Raw genomic sequence first — 16,308 nt, 5'->3', positions numbered from 1 at the left:
GTGCATCCAGGAGGATTCGAACCTCCGACCGCTCGGTTCGTAGCCGAGTACTCTATCCAGCTGAGCTATGGATGCATCGAAAATGGCGGTGAGGGAGGGATTCGAACCCTCGATACAGCTTTTGACCGTATACTCCCTTAGCAGGGGAGCGCCTTCAGCCTCTCGGCCACCTCACCTTACGCTTTCTTTCGAACTGTGCGTCTGAACGTTGTTTCTGCTCATCGGCACTGCGTGGCGCACATATTACTTTCCCGGACTTTTAAGTCAAACAATTTTTCCGAAACTTTGTTTGATTGAGCAAATCACACACAATTGGGACAAAATGGCGACAAAAAGAGTGAATTATCAACAATGAAAGATGATGGCGTTAACAAAACAGAGGAGGAACAGGTAGAAAGAAAAGGCAGGATTTTTACAGAAAGCGGTAGCGCCTCGCACAGGTGCGAGACGCTGAATCCGTTAAACGCTGGTTTGTTGCGTTTTTTCAGCCTGGATGCGTTGATAGATCTCTTCGCGATGCACAGACACTTCTTTCGGCGCGTTAACACCGATACGAACCTGGTTACCCTTAACACCCAGCACCGTTACAGTTACCTCATCACCGATCATGAGGGTTTCACCAACTCGACGAGTTAGAATAAGCATTCTTTGCTCCTTGAAAGATTAAAAGAGTCGGGCTTGTACAGGCTCCCGGCATTATCCATCATTTAACGCTGCACAATGTGTATGAGAAATACACCAATGCACATCGATGCGCCAATACATTCTGCTGATAGTTAGTTTAGCCGAAATACACTACATCAACCTGACTTTGTCATTTGCTGCTTTAGCATCGTATTAAAAAGCGCCGGAACAACCGTTCTGACGCTTTTTACGATGCCTTGTTTTAATTCACTTACAGACGGCTGCTGACCCAGTCCTCAACCCCTGCTAATGCGCCTTTCAGAGCACCCGCATCGTTACCACCAGCTTGTGCCATATCAGGACGGCCACCGCCCTTCCCGCCAACCTGCTGAGCCAGACCGGCAATCAACTCACCCGCTTTAACACGGTCAGTCAGATCTTTGGTTACACCCGCAATCAGCGACACCTTACCTTCAGTAACCGTTGCCAGCACAATAATCGCCGAACCCAGCTGATTCTTAAGATCATCAACCATGGTACGCAACATTTTAGGTTCAACATTGTTGAGCTCACTGACCAGCAGTTTCACTCCCTTAATGTCGATAGCATTGCTGCTCAGTGAAGCGCTCTCCTGCGCGGCTTGCTGATCGCGCAGTTGCTGCAACTCTTTCTCCAGAGCCCGTACATGATCGACCAGACCACGCACTTTCTCATTCAGGTTGCTGCTGTTCGCTTTTACCAGCTGCGCAAGATCCTGCAGCTGGCTGCTCTGCGCATTGACCTGCGCCAGCGCGCCTTCACCCGTAATCGCTTCGATACGACGAATACCGGCTGCGGTACCTGACTCCGCCTGAATACGGAACAGCCCGATGTCACCCGTGCGCGCAGCATGGGTACCACCACACAGCTCAACAGAGAAATCACCCATGGTCAGAACACGCACGCGCTGATCATATTTCTCGCCAAACAGTGCCATTGCCCCTTTAGACTTCGCCGCATCCAGATCCATCACTTCGGTTTCAACCGGCAGGTTGCGACGAATTTGCGCATTGACGATATCTTCGACCTGACGAATCTCCTGAGGTTTCATCGCTTCGAAATGCGAGAAATCGAAACGCAGGTACTTGTCGTTAACCAGCGAGCCTTTCTGCGCCACATGCTCACCTAAAACCTGACGCAAGGCGGCATGCAGTAAGTGAGTAGCAGAGTGGTTAAGACGGATGCGCGCACGGCGTGCCGCATCAACCTGTGCCTCAAGGCGATCACCGATACGCAACTGCCCTGCGGTCAGCTTACCGACATGACCGATTGCCTGACCATATTTTTGTGTATCCTGGACGCTAAATTCAGCATTCTTCCCTTTCAGCAGACCGGTATCGCCTACCTGGCCACCCGATTCGCCATAGAATGGCGTTTCATCCAGCACGACCACGGCATCCTGACCCGCGGTCACTTCATCAACCGCCTCGCCTGCAACATAGAGCGCTTTCACCGTGGCAGCTAAATCGAGCTGGTCGTAGCCTTTGAAGGATGAGGCGGCATCAATACGAATAACGTTGCTGTAGTCAGCGCCGAAACCGCTGGCTTCACGTGCGCGCTGACGCTGCTGCTCCATCGCCCGCTCAAAGCCGGCTTCGTCGATCTTCAGATTGCGTTCACGGCAGACGTCAGCCGTTAAATCAGCCGGGAAACCAAAGGTATCGTAGAGACGGAAGACGATTTCGCCATCCAGCGTGTCGCCCTGCAGTTTTTCCAGCTCTTCGTCCAGCAGCGCCAGTCCGCGCTCCAGGGTTCTGGCAAACTGATCTTCTTCGCTTTTCAGCACCTGCTCAACCTGAGCCTGCTGGCGCTGTAACTCTTCACCTGCGGCACCCATGACCTCAATCAGTGGCGCAACCAGTTTATAGAAGAAGGCCTCTTTAGCGCCCAGCATGTTGCCATGACGCACGGCACGACGAATGATACGACGCAGCACGTAGCCACGGTTCTCATTAGACGGGATGACGCCATCGGCAATCAGGAATGCACAGGAGCGAATGTGGTCGGCAATGACACGCAGCGATTTGTTACTGAGGTCAGTGGCACCGGTAACCTGTGCCACGGCCTGAATCAGTTTCTGGAACAGGTCGATTTCATAGTTGGAGTTGACGTGTTGCAGAACGGCAGAAATACGCTCAAGGCCCATTCCGGTATCAACCGACGGTTTTGGCAGCGGCAGCATGGTGCCATCAGCCTGACGGTTGAACTGCATAAAGACGATGTTCCAGATCTCAATGTAACGGTCACCATCTTCTTCCGGGCTGCCCGGCGGGCCACCCCAGATGTGATCGCCATGATCGTAGAAAATCTCGCTGCACGGACCACAAGGACCGGTATCGCCCATCTGCCAGAAGTTATCTGACGCATACGCGCTGCCCTTGTTGTCGCCAATGCGAATAATGCGTTCACGTGGCACACCGATTTCGTTCGCCCAGATATCAAAGGCTTCATCGTCGGTTTCATAGATCGTCACCCACAGACGCTCTTTTGGCAGGCTGAACCACTGCTCGCTCGTCAGCAGTTCCCAGGCAAAACCAATCGCCTCTCTCTTGAAATAGTCACCAAAGCTGAAGTTACCCAGCATTTCAAAGAAGGTGTGGTGACGTGCGGTGTAACCGACGTTTTCAAGATCGTTGTGTTTGCCGCCTGCGCGTACGCAGCGCTGTGACGTGGTCGCACGTGTGTAGTCACGTTTGTCCTGACCGAGGAACACATCTTTAAACTGGTTCATCCCGGCGTTAGTAAACAACAACGTTGGATCGTTATTCGGTACGAGGGAGCTGCTGGTTACAACCTCATGTCCCTTGCTATGAAAAAAGTCGAGAAACGCTTGACGGATCTCAGCAGTGCTCTTGCTCATATATATCCTGGAATCACGCTAACGAACGTTCCCTCTGATCGGCGCGACCACATTCTGGTGGTGCCTGATTAGCGGAACAAAAAGTGGGAATAAGATAAATTTTCTTCAGTGGGAAGTAAAATTACATCGGCTTTTAGTCATCAAAATTTCTGAAAATGGACTGGATATCTTCGCTCATAAAACCCTTTGACTGCAGATAGCGTAGTACTTTCGCTTTCTCTTTCCACTCTGTGGGCAGCGGGTGTCCGAATTTTCGTTCAGCCAGCTGAGCCGCGCACGCCGCCCAGTCTACCTCAGTCTCTTCCATTGCAAGATCAATGGCTTCACGGTCGATGCCTTTCTGGCCCAGTTCAAGGCGCACGCGCTGCGATCCAAAGCCCTTACGGCTCCGGCTCTGAATAAATCGTTCGGTGAAACGCTCGTCGTTTAACCAGCCGCTTTCCTGACACCAGTTAAGAACCTGTTCCAGCAACGCTTCGGTAACAATTTCGGGCTCTTTTTTCTGCGCCCACGCAGCACGCTGCGCTGATTGTTGCAGTTTACGCGCTAACTCTGCACGGCTGTGGTCGCGCTGACCCAGAATACGCATCGCACGGTCAAGCAGACGAGAGTAAGAGACGACATTAGGTTGGGGTTGAGAGGGTTCAGTCATACTGCGCACCTTGTACAAACAGAGGGAGATTATGGCGACAGAACAGGACAGAGGGAAGGCAAGAAAGATAATAGAGGGGGATAAAACTACGGGAGAGGATTTCGCCCCTCCCGCATCAGAGATTAGAAGTCTTCGTTCGCTTCAGCCGCGTCTTCTTTCTCAGCAGCCTTGTCGGCTGCTGCGAGTTTTTCATCCGCGCCGTTGAGCAACATCTCACGTAACTTCAGATCAATCTCGTTTGCCACAGCAGCATTCTCTTTCAGGAAGTTGCCGGCATTCGATTTACCCTGACCAATCTTGTCGCCATTGTAGCTGTACCATGCACCCGCTTTTTCAATCAGCTTGTGCTTCACGCCCAGGTCGACCAGCTCACCAAAGGTATTGATACCTTCGCCGTACATGATCTGGAACTCAGCCTGTTTGAATGGCGCGGCGATTTTGTTTTTCACCACTTTAACGCGGGTCTCACTGCCGACCACGTTATCGCCCTCTTTGATTGCACCGATACGGCGGATATCAAGACGGACAGAGGCGTAGAACTTCAGCGCGTTACCACCAGTGGTGGTTTCCGGGTTACCAAACATCACACCAATTTTCATACGGATCTGGTTGATGAAAATCAGCAGGGTATTGGACTGCTTCAGGTTACCGGCCAGTTTACGCATCGCCTGGCTCATCATACGTGCCGCGAGGCCCATGTGTGAGTCACCGATTTCACCTTCGATTTCCGCTTTAGGCGTCAGCGCCGCGACGGAGTCGACGATGATCACGTCAACGGCACCAGAGCGCGCCAGCGCATCACAGATTTCCAGCGCCTGCTCACCAGTGTCTGGCTGGGAGCAGAGCAGGTTATCAATGTCTACGCCGAGTTTCTTGGCGTAAACCGGATCAAGCGCATGCTCGGCATCGATAAAGGCACAGGTTTTACCTTTACGCTGTGCAGATGCGATAACCTGCAGAGTCAGCGTGGTTTTACCTGAAGACTCGGGTCCGTAGATCTCAACGATACGGCCCATTGGCAGACCGCCTGCGCCTAATGCGATATCCAGCGACAGCGAGCCGGTAGAGATAGTTTCCACATCCATTGAGCGGTCTTCACCCAAGCGCATGATGGAGCCTTTACCAAATTGCTTCTCAATCTGGCCAAGCGCGGCAGCTAAAGCCTTCTGTTTGTTTTCATCAATCGCCATTTCAACTCCTAATCAAGCCGGGTAAACACGCACTCAGGGTGCCTGTACTCTTTCTGTTGCCGACAATTATACTGTATAGTCATACAGTATCAAGTTTAATTTGTCAGAAATTCGCCATACAGTTTCTGCAGGGCCCATGCCACCGACTGGCGGCGTACGGCATCACGATCGCCGCTAAAATGCTGCTGAAAAGTCAATACGTTATCCTGCGGCCCGGCAAAGCCAAACCACACCGTGCCCACCGGTTTTTCTTCACTGCCGCCATCCGGACCGGCAATACCGCTGACGGAGATCACGTAGTCAGCATGGGCCGCCCTGCGGGCACCCAGCGCCATCTCCCGCACCACCACATCACTTACCGCACCATACTGCAACAGGGAAGCAGCCTGAACACTGACCATCTGCTGTTTGGCCTGGTTACTGTAGGTCACAAAACCCCGCTCGAACCAGGCGGAGCTGCCGCTGATATCGGTAAAGACTTTGGCAATCCATCCCCCCGTGCAGGATTCCGCACAGGTTACGGTGGCATTGCGCTGCTTCAGCTTCTCACCTATCTGCGCACTAAGCGCCTGCAATTGCTGATCATCCATTGCGACTCTCCCTTTGGCTATGGGTTGAAGGTGGTGCAGAAAAACTGCTTTTTCAAGGTCACTCACCATTATTACGCTGTTTTTGCGGCCAGCTTTCCACTGCGCTTACCGGTTTTTCACCGCAACCATAAAAAGACGCGGGAAGGCGAGCAACACCTGACCATCGGCCTGAGCCGGATAAGCCGCGAGCAGATGCTGATGATAATCGGTCAGAAACGCCGTCTGTTCGGTCTCATCCAGCGTTGCCAGGAAAGGCCGTAAACCGGTCGCCTGCAGCCAGCTGATAATCGCCTGCGCATCGGCCATCACGTGATAATAGGTGGTACGCCAGATATCCACCTCACAGCCGGCCTGCGTCAGCAGATCATAATACTCGCCCGTGGAAAGCAGCTGTGTACGTTCAGCGGCATCGGCATTGATGCGTGAACGCCAGCGATCCGTTGCCGCCACCTCGCGCATCAGCCGGTGCGACGGCTCATTCAGGTTATCAGGCATCTGGATCGCTAACACGCCACCGGGCGCCAGCTGGCTGACCAGATGGGGAAACAGCGTTGCGTGATTATCCAGCCATTGCAGAGACGCGTTGGCGTAGACCACCTGCTGCGGCACATCGGCCTGCCAGTTGCGGATGTCCGCCTGGATAAAACGACAGTGCGGCAGGCGTTCAGCGGCCTGAGTTAACATCGTGGCGGAACTGTCCAGCCCGGTAATCTGCGCCAGTGGCCAGGCATCGGCGAGCAGCTCGGTGCTGTTACCGGGCCCGCATCCCAGATCGGTCACCTGCTCAACCTGTTCCAGGCTGAGGCGCGCCAGAAGTTCGCGGGCTGGACGGGTTCGTTCTGCTTCAAACTTACGGTACAGCACAGGATCCCACTCTTTCATCATGACCTCTCGCTCAGTTATCAAATGCATCCGCTTACTGAGACGGATGAAAGAGGAAAAAGTGCGACCCGTTGCTCATTTTTGAATCATGCGCTGGCAGAGAACGGCCGGAGTTATTAAGTTAAAACACTGTTTCATTTTTTAACATCCGATTCAGGAGTCATTTATGAGTGAAAAATCGCCCTTTGCCGGTGTCTGGTGCCCTTCAGTCACCCCGTTCAATGCGCAGGGTGCAGTCGATATTGATGCGCTCGGGCGACATTTCTCCCGCCTCAATGACTCCGGTATCGATACCTTACTGGTGATGGGCAGCATTGGCGAGTTCGCCTCACTGACGCAGCAGGAACGCTTACAACTGATTCAGGAAGCCAGACCCTTGTCATCGCTGAAGATGGTCGCGAACGTCTCGGCAACCTGCATTCCTGACATGCTGGAGCTGGCTGAAGCCGCCTGGAAAAATGACTTTGACGCGGTGATGGTGCTGCCGCCCTACTATTATGGCCAGACGCAAAACCAGCTGATGCACTACTTCGAAGCACTGGATGCGCAGCTGGGTGGTAAATGGTTTGCCTACAATTTTCCGGCCCGCACCGGCTGCGATCTGACGCCCGCGCTGATTGCTGCCCTGGCGGCAAAGCTGCCCAACTTCGCCGGCATTAAAGATACGGTGGATTGCCTGTCGCACAACCGGATGATGATTGAAGAGACCCGCAAGGTGCGTAGCGATTTCGCCGTACTGTCGGGGTATGACGAGTACCTGCTCCCGAACCTGCTGGCGGGCGGTGCCGGTGTAATTTCAGGACTGAATAATATTGTGCCGGAGTACTTTGCGCAGATGATGACGGCATGGCGAAGTGGCAATCTGCCGGAGCTGACGCGCCTGCAGCAGCAGATCGGCCGTCTGATGGCGATTTACAGTATTGGAGATGATTTCGTAACGACAATTAAAACGGCCGTGGCACGGCGCTATGACTCGATGAGCAGCGGCTCACGAAACTACGGTGGCACGCTGAATGCGGAACAGTGTGCCGCAATTGATAAGCTGTTCAGCTAAGCAGGAAAGCGGGCGCATCCCTGCGCCCCCGATCTCAGTTCTTTTTCACAAACTCAGATTTTAATTTCATCGGGCCAAAACCGTCGATTTTACAATCGATGTTGTGGTCCCCTTCAACCAGACGAATGCTTTTCACTTTAGTGCCGATCTTCAGCGATGAAGAACTGCCTTTCACCTTGAGATCTTTGATCACCGTGACGCTGTCGCCATCTGCCAGCAGATTGCCGTTGGCATCACGCACTTCCAGTGATGCGTTGCTGCTGTCACCTTCTCCCTCGGTCCAGATGTGACCGCAGGAGGGGCAGTTAAGGTTATCGCCATCTTGCCAGGTGTAATCGGCGTGACAAGCCGGGCAGGCAGGTAAAGACATAATGACTCCAGAAATATCAGTGGCTGTGTGGCCTGAAAAAGGGCGTCATCATATAACCTTACAGTTAACAAGGACAGCCTTTATAACAGGCCGCCCTGGCGCGCCTTGCTCACCGCCTCACCCAGCTGCCACACCGCCATCGCATAATGGGTACTGTGGTTGTAGCGGGTAATGACATAGAAATTGGGTAAGCCGTACCAGTACTGGTAGCTGGTGCCCAAATCCAGGCGTAGCAGACTGACCTGATCGTTACCGTTCAGCGAGCCCTGTGGGGACAATCCTGACGCCGCCAGCATGCTCACGCTGTAACGGGTTTTGAAGCCATCTTCCAGCATCGGTGCCTGACCGCTGGCCGGAACAGCCACGTTTTCGCCGCTGCGCCAGCCATGCTTCTGGAAATAGTGCGCCACGCTGCCGATAGCATCCACCGGATCCCACAGGTTTGCATGACCGTCGCCGTTGAAATCAACCGCATAATCATTGTAAGAGGAGGGCATAAACTGACCATAGCCCATCGCCCCGGCAAAGGAGCCTTTCAGCGCCAGCGGGTCATCCTGCTCTTTGCGCGACATCAACAGAAAGGTTTCCAGCTCGCTGCTGAAGTACTCTGCGCGGCGCGGATAGTTAAAGGATAAGGTCGCAAGCGCATCCAGAATCCGCGTTTTCCCCATCACACGACCCCAGCGGGTTTCCACGCCAATGATGCCCACGATAATTTCTGGCGGCACGCCATAAACCTGCTGTGCGCGTTGCAGGGCATCCTGATACTGATTCCAGAACGCCACCCCATTCTGCACGTTATCGGGCGTAATGAACTTGTTGCGATAGCGGATCCAGGCGCCATTAGGTCCTGGCGCTGGCGTATAGCTTGGTGCCTGACGATCCATCAGTCGCAGCACATAATCCAGTCGTTTGGCCTGACCGATGATGTTGTGCAGTTGCTGACGGTCAAAGTCATGCTTCTCTACCATCTTATCGATAAATTGCTCTGCTGCCGGGTTACCGGCAAAGTCGCCAAACATCGCCTGTCCGCTGTGCGACGGCTGCAGTAAAAAACCGCCCTGTGGCGCAGCCAGCATCTTCTGCTGGGACGGGACTTCAGGTTTGCTGCTGCAGGAGGCCAGAAGCGGGATGAACGCAAGGAAGGCTAACTTGAGGCGCATCGGTTATCCATAAACGAGGGGTAATTTCAGATGCGGTAATAGTAGACGTTCAGCGCAATGACATACAGGGCAAAATCTTAAAAAAACGTCAAGGCAGCCGTGGGCTAAAATGGCTGCGGGGCTCTCTCTGCCCCGCAGCCATCATGCGCTTAGCGGCGGTTTCTCACCAGCTGATAACGACGGGTCAGATACTCAACCGGCGCGCTCCAGATATGCACCAGCCGGCAGAACGGGAACAGCAGGAACAGCGTCATTCCCAGCACCATGTGCACGCGGTAGATAAACGCCACGCCGTCGAGATGCTGCGAAGCGCCACCGTGGAAGGTCACCACCGCCTGCGCCCAGCCCACCAGCTTCATCATTTCACTGCCGTCCATATGCTGGGCGGAGAAGGGAATGGTCAGCAGGCCCAGCGTCGCCTGAGCCACCAGCAGGGTCATGATCAGAATATCACCGACGCTACTGGTCGCCCGCACCCGTGGATTGGTCAGACGGCGCTTCAGCAGCAGTCCACCGCCCACCAGTGTCATCGCCCCGAACAGGCCACCGGCAATCATCGCCAGTTTCTGCTTCACGTCGATCGGCAGGAAGGATTCATACATCCAGTGCGGTGTCAGCATCCCGACGATATGACCGAAGAAAATACCGATGATGCCGATGTGAAACAGGTTGGAGGCGAGACGCATCCCTTTTTTGTCCAGCATCTGACTGGAACCGGCACGCCAGCTGTACTGCCCGTAGTCATAGCGCAGCCAGCTTCCCACCAGGAAGACCGTTCCGGCGAGATAGGGGTAAATATCGAAGAAGAAAGTGTTAATAAAATTCATGCTGATTCTCCTGTGGTACGCGCCGTCGCCGCGGCGATGTCCAGATACTGCGGCGCGACCGCATCGGCGAAGCGACGCTGATGCATCGCCTGCTGCGCCGAGGCGCAGCCCTGTTCGCCGAGAAATTTAATCTGCTCCTCTTCCCAGACAGCATCCAGTGCTGCCGGCGTATCGTCGCGCGCTTCCTGCGCCACCTGTGGCTTGAGGGCCGCAGGATCAACCGCGCTACCGGACAGCGTCAGTAACACTGTGAAGAGATCGGCGTAGGGGCTCTGACGCTCTTCAAGCCGCGCCGCCAGCAAGGCCAGGATAGGCACGATGTCGTCCAGTCCCTGACGCGCGGCCTCATCGCTTTTACAGGCGAGATACTCCAGGTAGAGCGGCAGGAAATCGGGCAGCTCTTTGCTGTCCAGCTCCAGACCATCGGCACGATACTGTTCCAGCAGATCAACCATCGCCTGACCGCGATCGCGTGACTCACCGTGCACGTGTTCAAACAGCAGCAGCGAGGTGGCGCGGCCACGATCAAACAGTTCGCAGTAGTCAGCCTGTACGTCGAGCAGTGGCCGGGCACAGAGCTGATTGATAAACCGCACCAGCCGTGCGCTCTGCTGCAGGTTGAGTTCAGAAGCGTCATCCAGCGCCGCGATCAGGTCGGAAGAGTGGGTAAACAGCGCCTCGTCCGGGTAGTCCAGCAGCCGCGAAAGAATCCGTAACGTCATCATGAGGCATCCTCCGGACGGATGGTTTTCTTACTGATGTCGATGGCATCAATACGGCGGCTGTTGAACAGGTTGAATTTGCTGTCGCTGCCGTGACAGCCATCGCCAAAGCTAAAGCCGCAGCCTTTGCTTTCCGGGAAGGCTTCACGCGCCAGTTCGCGATGGCTGGAAGGCACCACAAAGCGATCTTCATAGTTCGCGATCGCCAGATAGCGGTACATCTCCTGCGCCTGCGCTTCGGTCAGGCCGACCTGCTCCAGCGCCCGGATATCATGCTCACCGTCCACGCTTTCTGCGCGTTTATAATGACGCATCGCCAGCATCCGCTTCAGTGCCAGCAGCACCGGTGCGGTGTCGCCTGCGGTCAGCAGGTTCGCCAGATACTCAACCGGAATGCGCAGGCTTTCCACATCCGGCAGCACGCCGGTGTGCGCCAGCGCCCCGCCATCCACCGCCGACTGAATCGGTGACAGTGGTGGCACATACCAGACCATCGGCAGCGTGCGGTATTCAGGGTGAAGTGGCAGCGCCAGCTTCCACTCCATCGCCATTTTATAGACCGGTGAACGCTGTGCTGCGTCGATTACACTCTGCGCAACGCCATCTTTCAGCGCCTGCGCAATCACCGCCGGATCGTTGGGATCAAGGAAGATATCCAGCTGGCTCTGATAGAGATCTTTCTCGTTTTCCGCTGCGGCCGCCTGTTCAATGCGGTCAGCGTCATAGAGCAACACGCCGAGATAGCGGATACGGCCGACACAGGTTTCTGAACAGACGGTGGGCTGGCCCGCTTCAATGCGCGGATAACAGAAAATGCATTTTTCTGATTTGCCGCTTTTCCAGTTGAAGTAGATCTTCTTGTACGGACAGCCGGTGAGGCACATCCGCCAGCCGCGACATTTATCCTGGTCGATCAGTACGATGCCATCTTCGCCGCGTTTGTAGATCGCGCCGCTTGGGCAGGTCGCCACACACGCCGGGTTGAGGCAGTGCTCACACAGGCGCGGCAGGTACATCATGAAGGTGTGCTCAAACTGACCGTAAATCTCCTTCTGGATGTTATCGAAGTTCTTATCCTGCGAACGTTTGGCAAACTCGCCGCCGAGGATCTCTTCCCAGTTCGGGCCGTTTTCGATCTTTTTCATCCGCTGACCGGTGATCAGCGAGCGCGGACGCGCAATCGGCTGATGCTTACCGGCGGGCGCATTGTGCAGATGCTGATAATCAAAATCGAACGGTTCGTAGTAATCATCCAGCGCGGGCACATCCGGGTTGGCGAAGATCTTCGACAGCAGGCCGATGCGACTGCCCATGCGCGGCTCCAGCTTACCATTGATCTTACGGATCCAGCCGCCCTTCCACTTCTGCTGATCTTCCCAGGCGTGCGGATAGCCAACACCAGGCTTGCTCTCGACGTTGTTAAACCAGGCGTACTCCATGCCCTCGCGGCTGGTCCAGACGTTTTTACAGGTCACCGAGCAGGTGTGGCAGCCGATACATTTGTCGAGGTTCAGCACCATGCCGACCTGTGAACGAATTTTCATGGTTTTACCTCCTGCTGGCTGCCCTGGCAGGCATCGTTGCCTTCCCCATCTAACCAGTTAACGTTGTTCATTTTTCTCACTACCACGAACTCATCGCGGTTCGAGCCGACGGTGCCGTAGTAGTTAAAGCCCCAGGAGAGCTGCGCATAACCGCCGATCATATGGGTCGGTTTCGGGCAGGTCCGCGTCACCGAGTTATGGATCCCGCCGCGCTGGCTGGTGATCTCCGAGCCAGGGATATTCACGATACGTTCCTGCGCGTGGTACATCATGGTCATACCGGCCGGGATACGCTGGCTCACTACTGCACGTGCGGTCAGCGCACCGTTGGCGTTGAACGCCTCGATCCAGTCGTTATCCACAATACCCAGCTCACAGGCGTCATCTTCACTCATCCAGACAATCGGTCCGCCGCGCGACAGTGTCAGCATCAGCAGGTTGTCGCTGTAGGTGGAGTGAATGCCCCACTTCTGGTGTGGCGTCAGGAAGTTCAGCGCCTTCTCCGGGTTACCGTTGGGTTTGCTGTTCAGCAACGGCTTCGCCGCACGGGTATCGATTGGCGGACGATAGACCATCAGGCTCTCGCCAAAGGCGCGCATCCACTCATGATCCTGATAGAGCTGCTGACGGCCGCTCAGGGTTCGCCACGGGATCAGCTCATGAACGTTGGTGTAGCAGGCGTTGTAAGAGACATGTTCATCTTCCAGCCCTGACCAGGTCGGGCTGGAGATAATTTTGCGCGGCTGCGCCTGGATATCGCGGAAGCGAATCTTCTCATCTTCTTTATTGAGCGCCAGGTGGGTGTGGTCACGACCGGTAATTACGCCCAGCGCCTGCCAGGCTTTCACTGCCACCTGACCATTGGTCTCCGGTGCCAGCGCCAGGATCACTTCTGCCGCATCGATCGCCGTGTCGATATTCGGCCGCCCCGCTGCCGGGCCATCCGCTTTGACATAGTTCAGCTGCTTGAGGAAATCGACCTCTTTGCTGGTGTTCCAGCTGATACCTTTGCCGCCGTTACCCAGGGTCTCCAGCAACGGTCCCAGCGAGGTAAAGCGCTCCCAGGTCGCCGGATAGTCGCGCTCCACCACCATAATGTGTGGCGCGGTTTTACCCGGAATCAGATCGCATTCGCCTTTTTTCCAGTCTTTCGCCTCAAAAGGCTGTGCCAGTTCCGCGGGCGAGTCATGCAACACCGGCAGAGTAACGACGTCCGTTTCAACGCCTAAATGACCCGGGCAGAGATCGGAGAAGGCTTTGGCGATACCTTTGTAGATCTCCCAGTCACTTTTTGAGTCCCAGGCAGGATCGACGGCCGCCGAAAGCGGATGAATAAACGGATGCATATCCGAGGTATTCATATCGTCTTTTTCATACCAGGTCGCCGTTGGCAGCACGACATCGGAGTAGAGACAGGTGCTCGACATGCGGAAGTCGAGTGTGACCACCAGATCCAGTTTGCCTTCGGCGCCCTGATCCAGCCACTCCACCTCTTCCGGCTTCACGCGGCCCTGCTGGCCTAAATCTTTGCCCTGAATGCCGTTTTCCGTGCCCAGCAGATACTTCAGCATGTACTCATGCCCTTTACCGGATGAGCCGAGCAGGTTGGAGCGCCAGACAAACAGGTTACGCGGGAAGTTCTGCGGATCGTCCGGCTGTTCAGCGGCAAACCGCATGGTGCCCTGCTTCAGGCTTTCCACGGTGTAATCCAGCGGTGACTGACCGGCGGCTTTCGCCTGCGCCGCGATGTGCAGTGGGTTGACGTTAAGCTGCGGCGCTGAAGGCAACCAGCCCATACGTTCGGAACGGACGTTAAGGTCGATCAGGCTGCCGCTGTAGCGACTTTTATCCGCCAGCGGGGAGAGCAGTTCGCTGGTGGCCAGGGTTTCATAGCGCCACTGACTGGAGTGGTTATAGAAGAAGGAGGTGCTGTTCATCTGACGTGGCGGACGCTGCCAGTCCAGGCCAAAGGCCAGCGGGGTCCAGCCGGTCTGCGGACGGAGTTTCTCCTGGCCGACATAGTGCGCCCAGCCACCGCCGCTCTGACCGACGCAGCCGCAGAAAATCAGCATGTTCATCAGGCCACGATAGTTCATGTCCATGTGATACCAGTGGTTCATACCGGCACCGACGATGATCATCGAACGACCGCGGGTTTTCTCGGCGTTTTCGGCAAATTCACGGGCAATGCGAATGATGTTCTGACGGGAGACACCCGTAATCTGCTCCGCCCAGGCCGGGCTGTACGCTTTGATGTCGTCGTAGGTTTGCGCGCAGTTGGCATCATCCAGACCGCGATCCAGACCATAATTCGCCAGCGTCAGATCGTAGACGCTGGTGACCAGTGCTTCACTGCCATCCGCCAGTTGCAGGCGTTTCACCGGCAGCTTATGCAGCAGGATTTCGTCCAGCGCAACGCTGTTGAAATGCTCGCTGGTAATGCCACCGAAGTAAGGGAAACCGACCTCCACCACCTCATCGTGGCTGCCGAGCAGGCTGAGCTGCAGTTCAACTTCCTGATGTGACGCCCCATCACGCTGCTCGAGGTTCCATTTGCCTTTTTCGCCCCAGCGGAAACCGATAGATCCCTGCGGCGCGGTCAGTTCCCCGGTCGCCTCGTTAATCGCGACGGTTTTCCACTCCGGGTTATTCTCCTGACCGAGCCCATCCACCAGATCGCTGGCACGCAGCTGACGGCCGGCGGCGTAAAAACCGCCCTCACGGGGTTCCAGCAGCACCAGCATCGGCATATCGGTGTAACGGCGCACATAGTCGCGGAAATAGCCAACTTCGCGATCAAGATGAAACTCTTTCAGCATCACGTGGCCCATCGCCAGCGCCATCGCGCTGTCGGTGCCCTGCTTCGGACTCAGCCACTGGTCACACAGCTTCGCGACCTCAGCATAGTCCGGCGTGATTGCCACGGTTTTCGTCCCTTTATAGCGGACTTCCGTAAAGAAGTGCGCATCCGGGGTACGGGTCTGCGGCACGTTAGAGCCCCAGGCAATAATGTAGGAGGAGTTGTACCAGTCAGCCGATTCCGGCACGTCGGTCTGCTCGCCCCAGGTCATCGGTGAGGCCGGCGGCAGATCGCAGTACCAGTCGTAGAAGCTCAGACAGGTTCCGCCAATCAGTGACAGGTAACGTGCGCCCGCAGCGTAAGAGACCATCGACATCGCCGGAATCGGTGAGAATCCCATAATGCGGTCAGGGCCGTAGGTCTTCGCGGTGCAGATGTTCGCGGCGGCGATCAACTCGTTGACTTCCTGCCAGCTGGAGCGGACAAAGCCGCCGCGTCCACGCGCCTGCTTGTAGCTTTTCGCTTTCTCCGGATTGCTGATGATGGATGCCCAGGCATCCACCGGATCGCTGTGCTGCGCTTTCGCGTCGCGCCAGAGCTGAATCAGCTTCTTGCGCATCAATGGATATTTCAGGCGGTTAGCGCTGTAGAGATACCAGGAGTAGCTGGCTCCGCGTGGGCAACCGCGCGGCTCATGGTTTGGCAGATCGGGACGGGTACGCGGATAGTCGGTCTGCTGGGTCTCCCAGGTGACCAGACCATTTTTCACGTAGATTTTCCAGCTGCATGAGCCGGTACAGTTAACGCCGTGCGTGGAGCGCACGATTTTATCGTGCTGCCAGCGACTGCGATAGCCATCTTCCCAGTCGCGGTTGCTGTTTAACGTCTGGCCATGCTGGCCGGAAAAGGGCTCGGCCAGCTGTTTGAAATAGCGAAACCGATCAAGAAACTTGCTCATCCGGAATACTCCTGAAGGCTTAATGTGACATTG

At 55.5% G+C, this 16,308-nt stretch carries 13 protein-coding genes and 2 tRNA genes; 1 reads left to right on the top strand and 14 read right to left on the bottom strand.

Annotated elements, in window-relative coordinates:
- Nucleotide 1: 1 nt before the first annotated feature.
- From NR201_RS19755 to tam, 8 genes are all read right to left on the bottom strand, one after another.
- Nucleotides 2-75: transfer RNA gene (locus NR201_RS19755), tRNA-Arg, on the bottom strand.
- An 8-nt stretch (nt 76-83) separates the two neighbouring features.
- Nucleotides 84-176, bottom strand: a tRNA-Ser gene (locus tag NR201_RS19750).
- Nucleotides 177-459: 283 nt separating this feature from the next.
- Nucleotides 460-645 carry a carbon storage regulator CsrA gene (gene csrA / locus NR201_RS19745; RefSeq protein ID WP_008927091.1) on the bottom strand — a complete coding sequence of 62 codons (186 nt, stop codon included), beginning with the start codon at nt 643-645 and terminating at the stop codon, nt 460-462.
- Between the two features lie 250 nt (nt 646-895).
- Nucleotides 896-3,523 (bottom strand): alanine--tRNA ligase, encoded by a 2,628-nt coding sequence (gene alaS / locus NR201_RS19740; protein WP_010248506.1) that lies wholly within the window; start codon nt 3,521-3,523, stop codon nt 896-898.
- Nucleotides 3,524-3,656: 133 nt separating this feature from the next.
- A complete protein-coding gene (locus NR201_RS19735; protein WP_010248508.1) occupies nt 3,657-4,175 on the bottom strand; it encodes a regulatory protein RecX in 519 nt (172 codons plus the stop codon).
- Between the two features lie 122 nt (nt 4,176-4,297).
- Nucleotides 4,298-5,365 carry a recombinase RecA gene (recA, locus tag NR201_RS19730; RefSeq protein ID WP_010248510.1) on the bottom strand — a complete coding sequence of 356 codons (1,068 nt, stop codon included), beginning with the start codon at nt 5,363-5,365 and terminating at the stop codon, nt 4,298-4,300.
- A gap of 95 nt (nt 5,366-5,460) precedes the next feature.
- Nucleotides 5,461-5,955 carry a nicotinamide-nucleotide amidase gene (gene pncC / locus NR201_RS19725; RefSeq protein WP_256850090.1) on the bottom strand — a complete coding sequence of 165 codons (495 nt, stop codon included), beginning with the start codon at nt 5,953-5,955 and terminating at the stop codon, nt 5,461-5,463.
- 105 nt (nt 5,956-6,060) lie between these two features.
- Nucleotides 6,061-6,837: a trans-aconitate 2-methyltransferase gene (tam, locus tag NR201_RS19720; RefSeq protein ID WP_256850096.1), complete on the bottom strand. Its 777-nt coding sequence runs from the start codon at nt 6,835-6,837 to the stop codon at nt 6,061-6,063.
- 166 nt (nt 6,838-7,003) lie between these two features.
- Between tam and NR201_RS19715 the strand changes: the two genes are divergently transcribed.
- Nucleotides 7,004-7,891, top strand: coding sequence for a dihydrodipicolinate synthase family protein (locus NR201_RS19715; protein ID WP_033758690.1), 888 nt, complete (start codon nt 7,004-7,006; stop codon nt 7,889-7,891).
- Between the two features lie 34 nt (nt 7,892-7,925).
- Here NR201_RS19715 and NR201_RS19710 read toward each other — a convergent pair whose 3' ends face one another.
- From NR201_RS19710 to NR201_RS19685, 6 genes are all read right to left on the bottom strand, one after another.
- Nucleotides 7,926-8,261 (bottom strand): zinc ribbon domain-containing protein YjdM, encoded by a 336-nt coding sequence (locus NR201_RS19710; RefSeq protein WP_033770017.1) that lies wholly within the window; start codon nt 8,259-8,261, stop codon nt 7,926-7,928.
- A gap of 80 nt (nt 8,262-8,341) precedes the next feature.
- Nucleotides 8,342-9,424, bottom strand: a complete 1,083-nt coding sequence (gene mltB / locus NR201_RS19705) for a lytic murein transglycosylase B (protein ID WP_010248519.1) — start codon at nt 9,422-9,424, stop codon at nt 8,342-8,344.
- Nucleotides 9,425-9,573: 149 nt separating this feature from the next.
- The gene (gene narI / locus NR201_RS19700; protein WP_022623789.1) at nt 9,574-10,251 is read right to left on the bottom strand and encodes a respiratory nitrate reductase subunit gamma; all 678 of its coding nucleotides are present in this window, start codon (nt 10,249-10,251) and stop codon (nt 9,574-9,576) included.
- The gene (narJ, locus tag NR201_RS19695; RefSeq protein WP_010672124.1) at nt 10,248-10,976 is read right to left on the bottom strand and encodes a nitrate reductase molybdenum cofactor assembly chaperone; all 729 of its coding nucleotides are present in this window, start codon (nt 10,974-10,976) and stop codon (nt 10,248-10,250) included. Before narJ ends, narI begins: the two co-directional genes overlap by 4 nt.
- Nucleotides 10,973-12,517 carry a nitrate reductase subunit beta gene (narH, locus tag NR201_RS19690; protein ID WP_060680820.1) on the bottom strand — a complete coding sequence of 515 codons (1,545 nt, stop codon included), beginning with the start codon at nt 12,515-12,517 and terminating at the stop codon, nt 10,973-10,975. The genes narJ and narH overlap by 4 nt, the downstream gene beginning before the upstream one ends.
- On the bottom strand, nt 12,514-16,275 hold the full coding sequence (locus NR201_RS19685; protein WP_256850089.1) for a nitrate reductase subunit alpha: 3,762 nt from the start codon (nt 16,273-16,275) through the stop codon (nt 12,514-12,516). Before NR201_RS19685 ends, narH begins: the two co-directional genes overlap by 4 nt.
- Between the last annotated feature and the right edge of the window lie 33 nt (nt 16,276-16,308).

The organism is Pantoea sp. Fr-CA_6 (assembly GCF_024520895.1).
In the GTDB taxonomy this organism is placed as follows: Bacteria; Pseudomonadota; Gammaproteobacteria; order Enterobacterales; family Enterobacteriaceae; genus Pantoea; species Pantoea agglomerans.
This window is presented reverse-complemented; position numbering and strand designations above follow the sequence as displayed.

What these genes read in the sequence shown, in the direction of transcription:
- csrA (WP_008927091.1), bottom strand. Translation starts at nt 645, where the DNA reads ATGCTTATTCTAACTCGTCGAGTTGGTGAAACCCTCATGATCGGTGAT.
- alaS (WP_010248506.1), bottom strand. Translation starts at nt 3,523, where the DNA reads ATGAGCAAGAGCACTGCTGAGATCCGTCAAGCGTTTCTCGACTTTTTT.
- NR201_RS19735 (WP_010248508.1), bottom strand. Translation starts at nt 4,175, where the DNA reads ATGACTGAACCCTCTCAACCCCAACCTAATGTCGTCTCTTACTCTCGT.
- recA (WP_010248510.1), bottom strand. Translation starts at nt 5,365, where the DNA reads ATGGCGATTGATGAAAACAAACAGAAGGCTTTAGCTGCCGCGCTTGGC.
- pncC (WP_256850090.1), bottom strand. Translation starts at nt 5,955, where the DNA reads ATGGATGATCAGCAATTGCAGGCGCTTAGTGCGCAGATAGGTGAGAAG.
- tam (WP_256850096.1), bottom strand. Translation starts at nt 6,837, where the DNA reads ATGAAAGAGTGGGATCCTGTGCTGTACCGTAAGTTTGAAGCAGAACGA.
- NR201_RS19715 (WP_033758690.1), top strand. Translation starts at nt 7,004, where the DNA reads ATGAGTGAAAAATCGCCCTTTGCCGGTGTCTGGTGCCCTTCAGTCACC.
- NR201_RS19710 (WP_033770017.1), bottom strand. Translation starts at nt 8,261, where the DNA reads ATGTCTTTACCTGCCTGCCCGGCTTGTCACGCCGATTACACCTGGCAA.
- mltB (WP_010248519.1), bottom strand. Translation starts at nt 9,424, where the DNA reads ATGCGCCTCAAGTTAGCCTTCCTTGCGTTCATCCCGCTTCTGGCCTCC.
- narI (WP_022623789.1), bottom strand. Translation starts at nt 10,251, where the DNA reads ATGAATTTTATTAACACTTTCTTCTTCGATATTTACCCCTATCTCGCC.
- narJ (WP_010672124.1), bottom strand. Translation starts at nt 10,976, where the DNA reads ATGATGACGTTACGGATTCTTTCGCGGCTGCTGGACTACCCGGACGAG.
- narH (WP_060680820.1), bottom strand. Translation starts at nt 12,517, where the DNA reads ATGAAAATTCGTTCACAGGTCGGCATGGTGCTGAACCTCGACAAATGT.
- NR201_RS19685 (WP_256850089.1), bottom strand. Translation starts at nt 16,275, where the DNA reads ATGAGCAAGTTTCTTGATCGGTTTCGCTATTTCAAACAGCTGGCCGAG.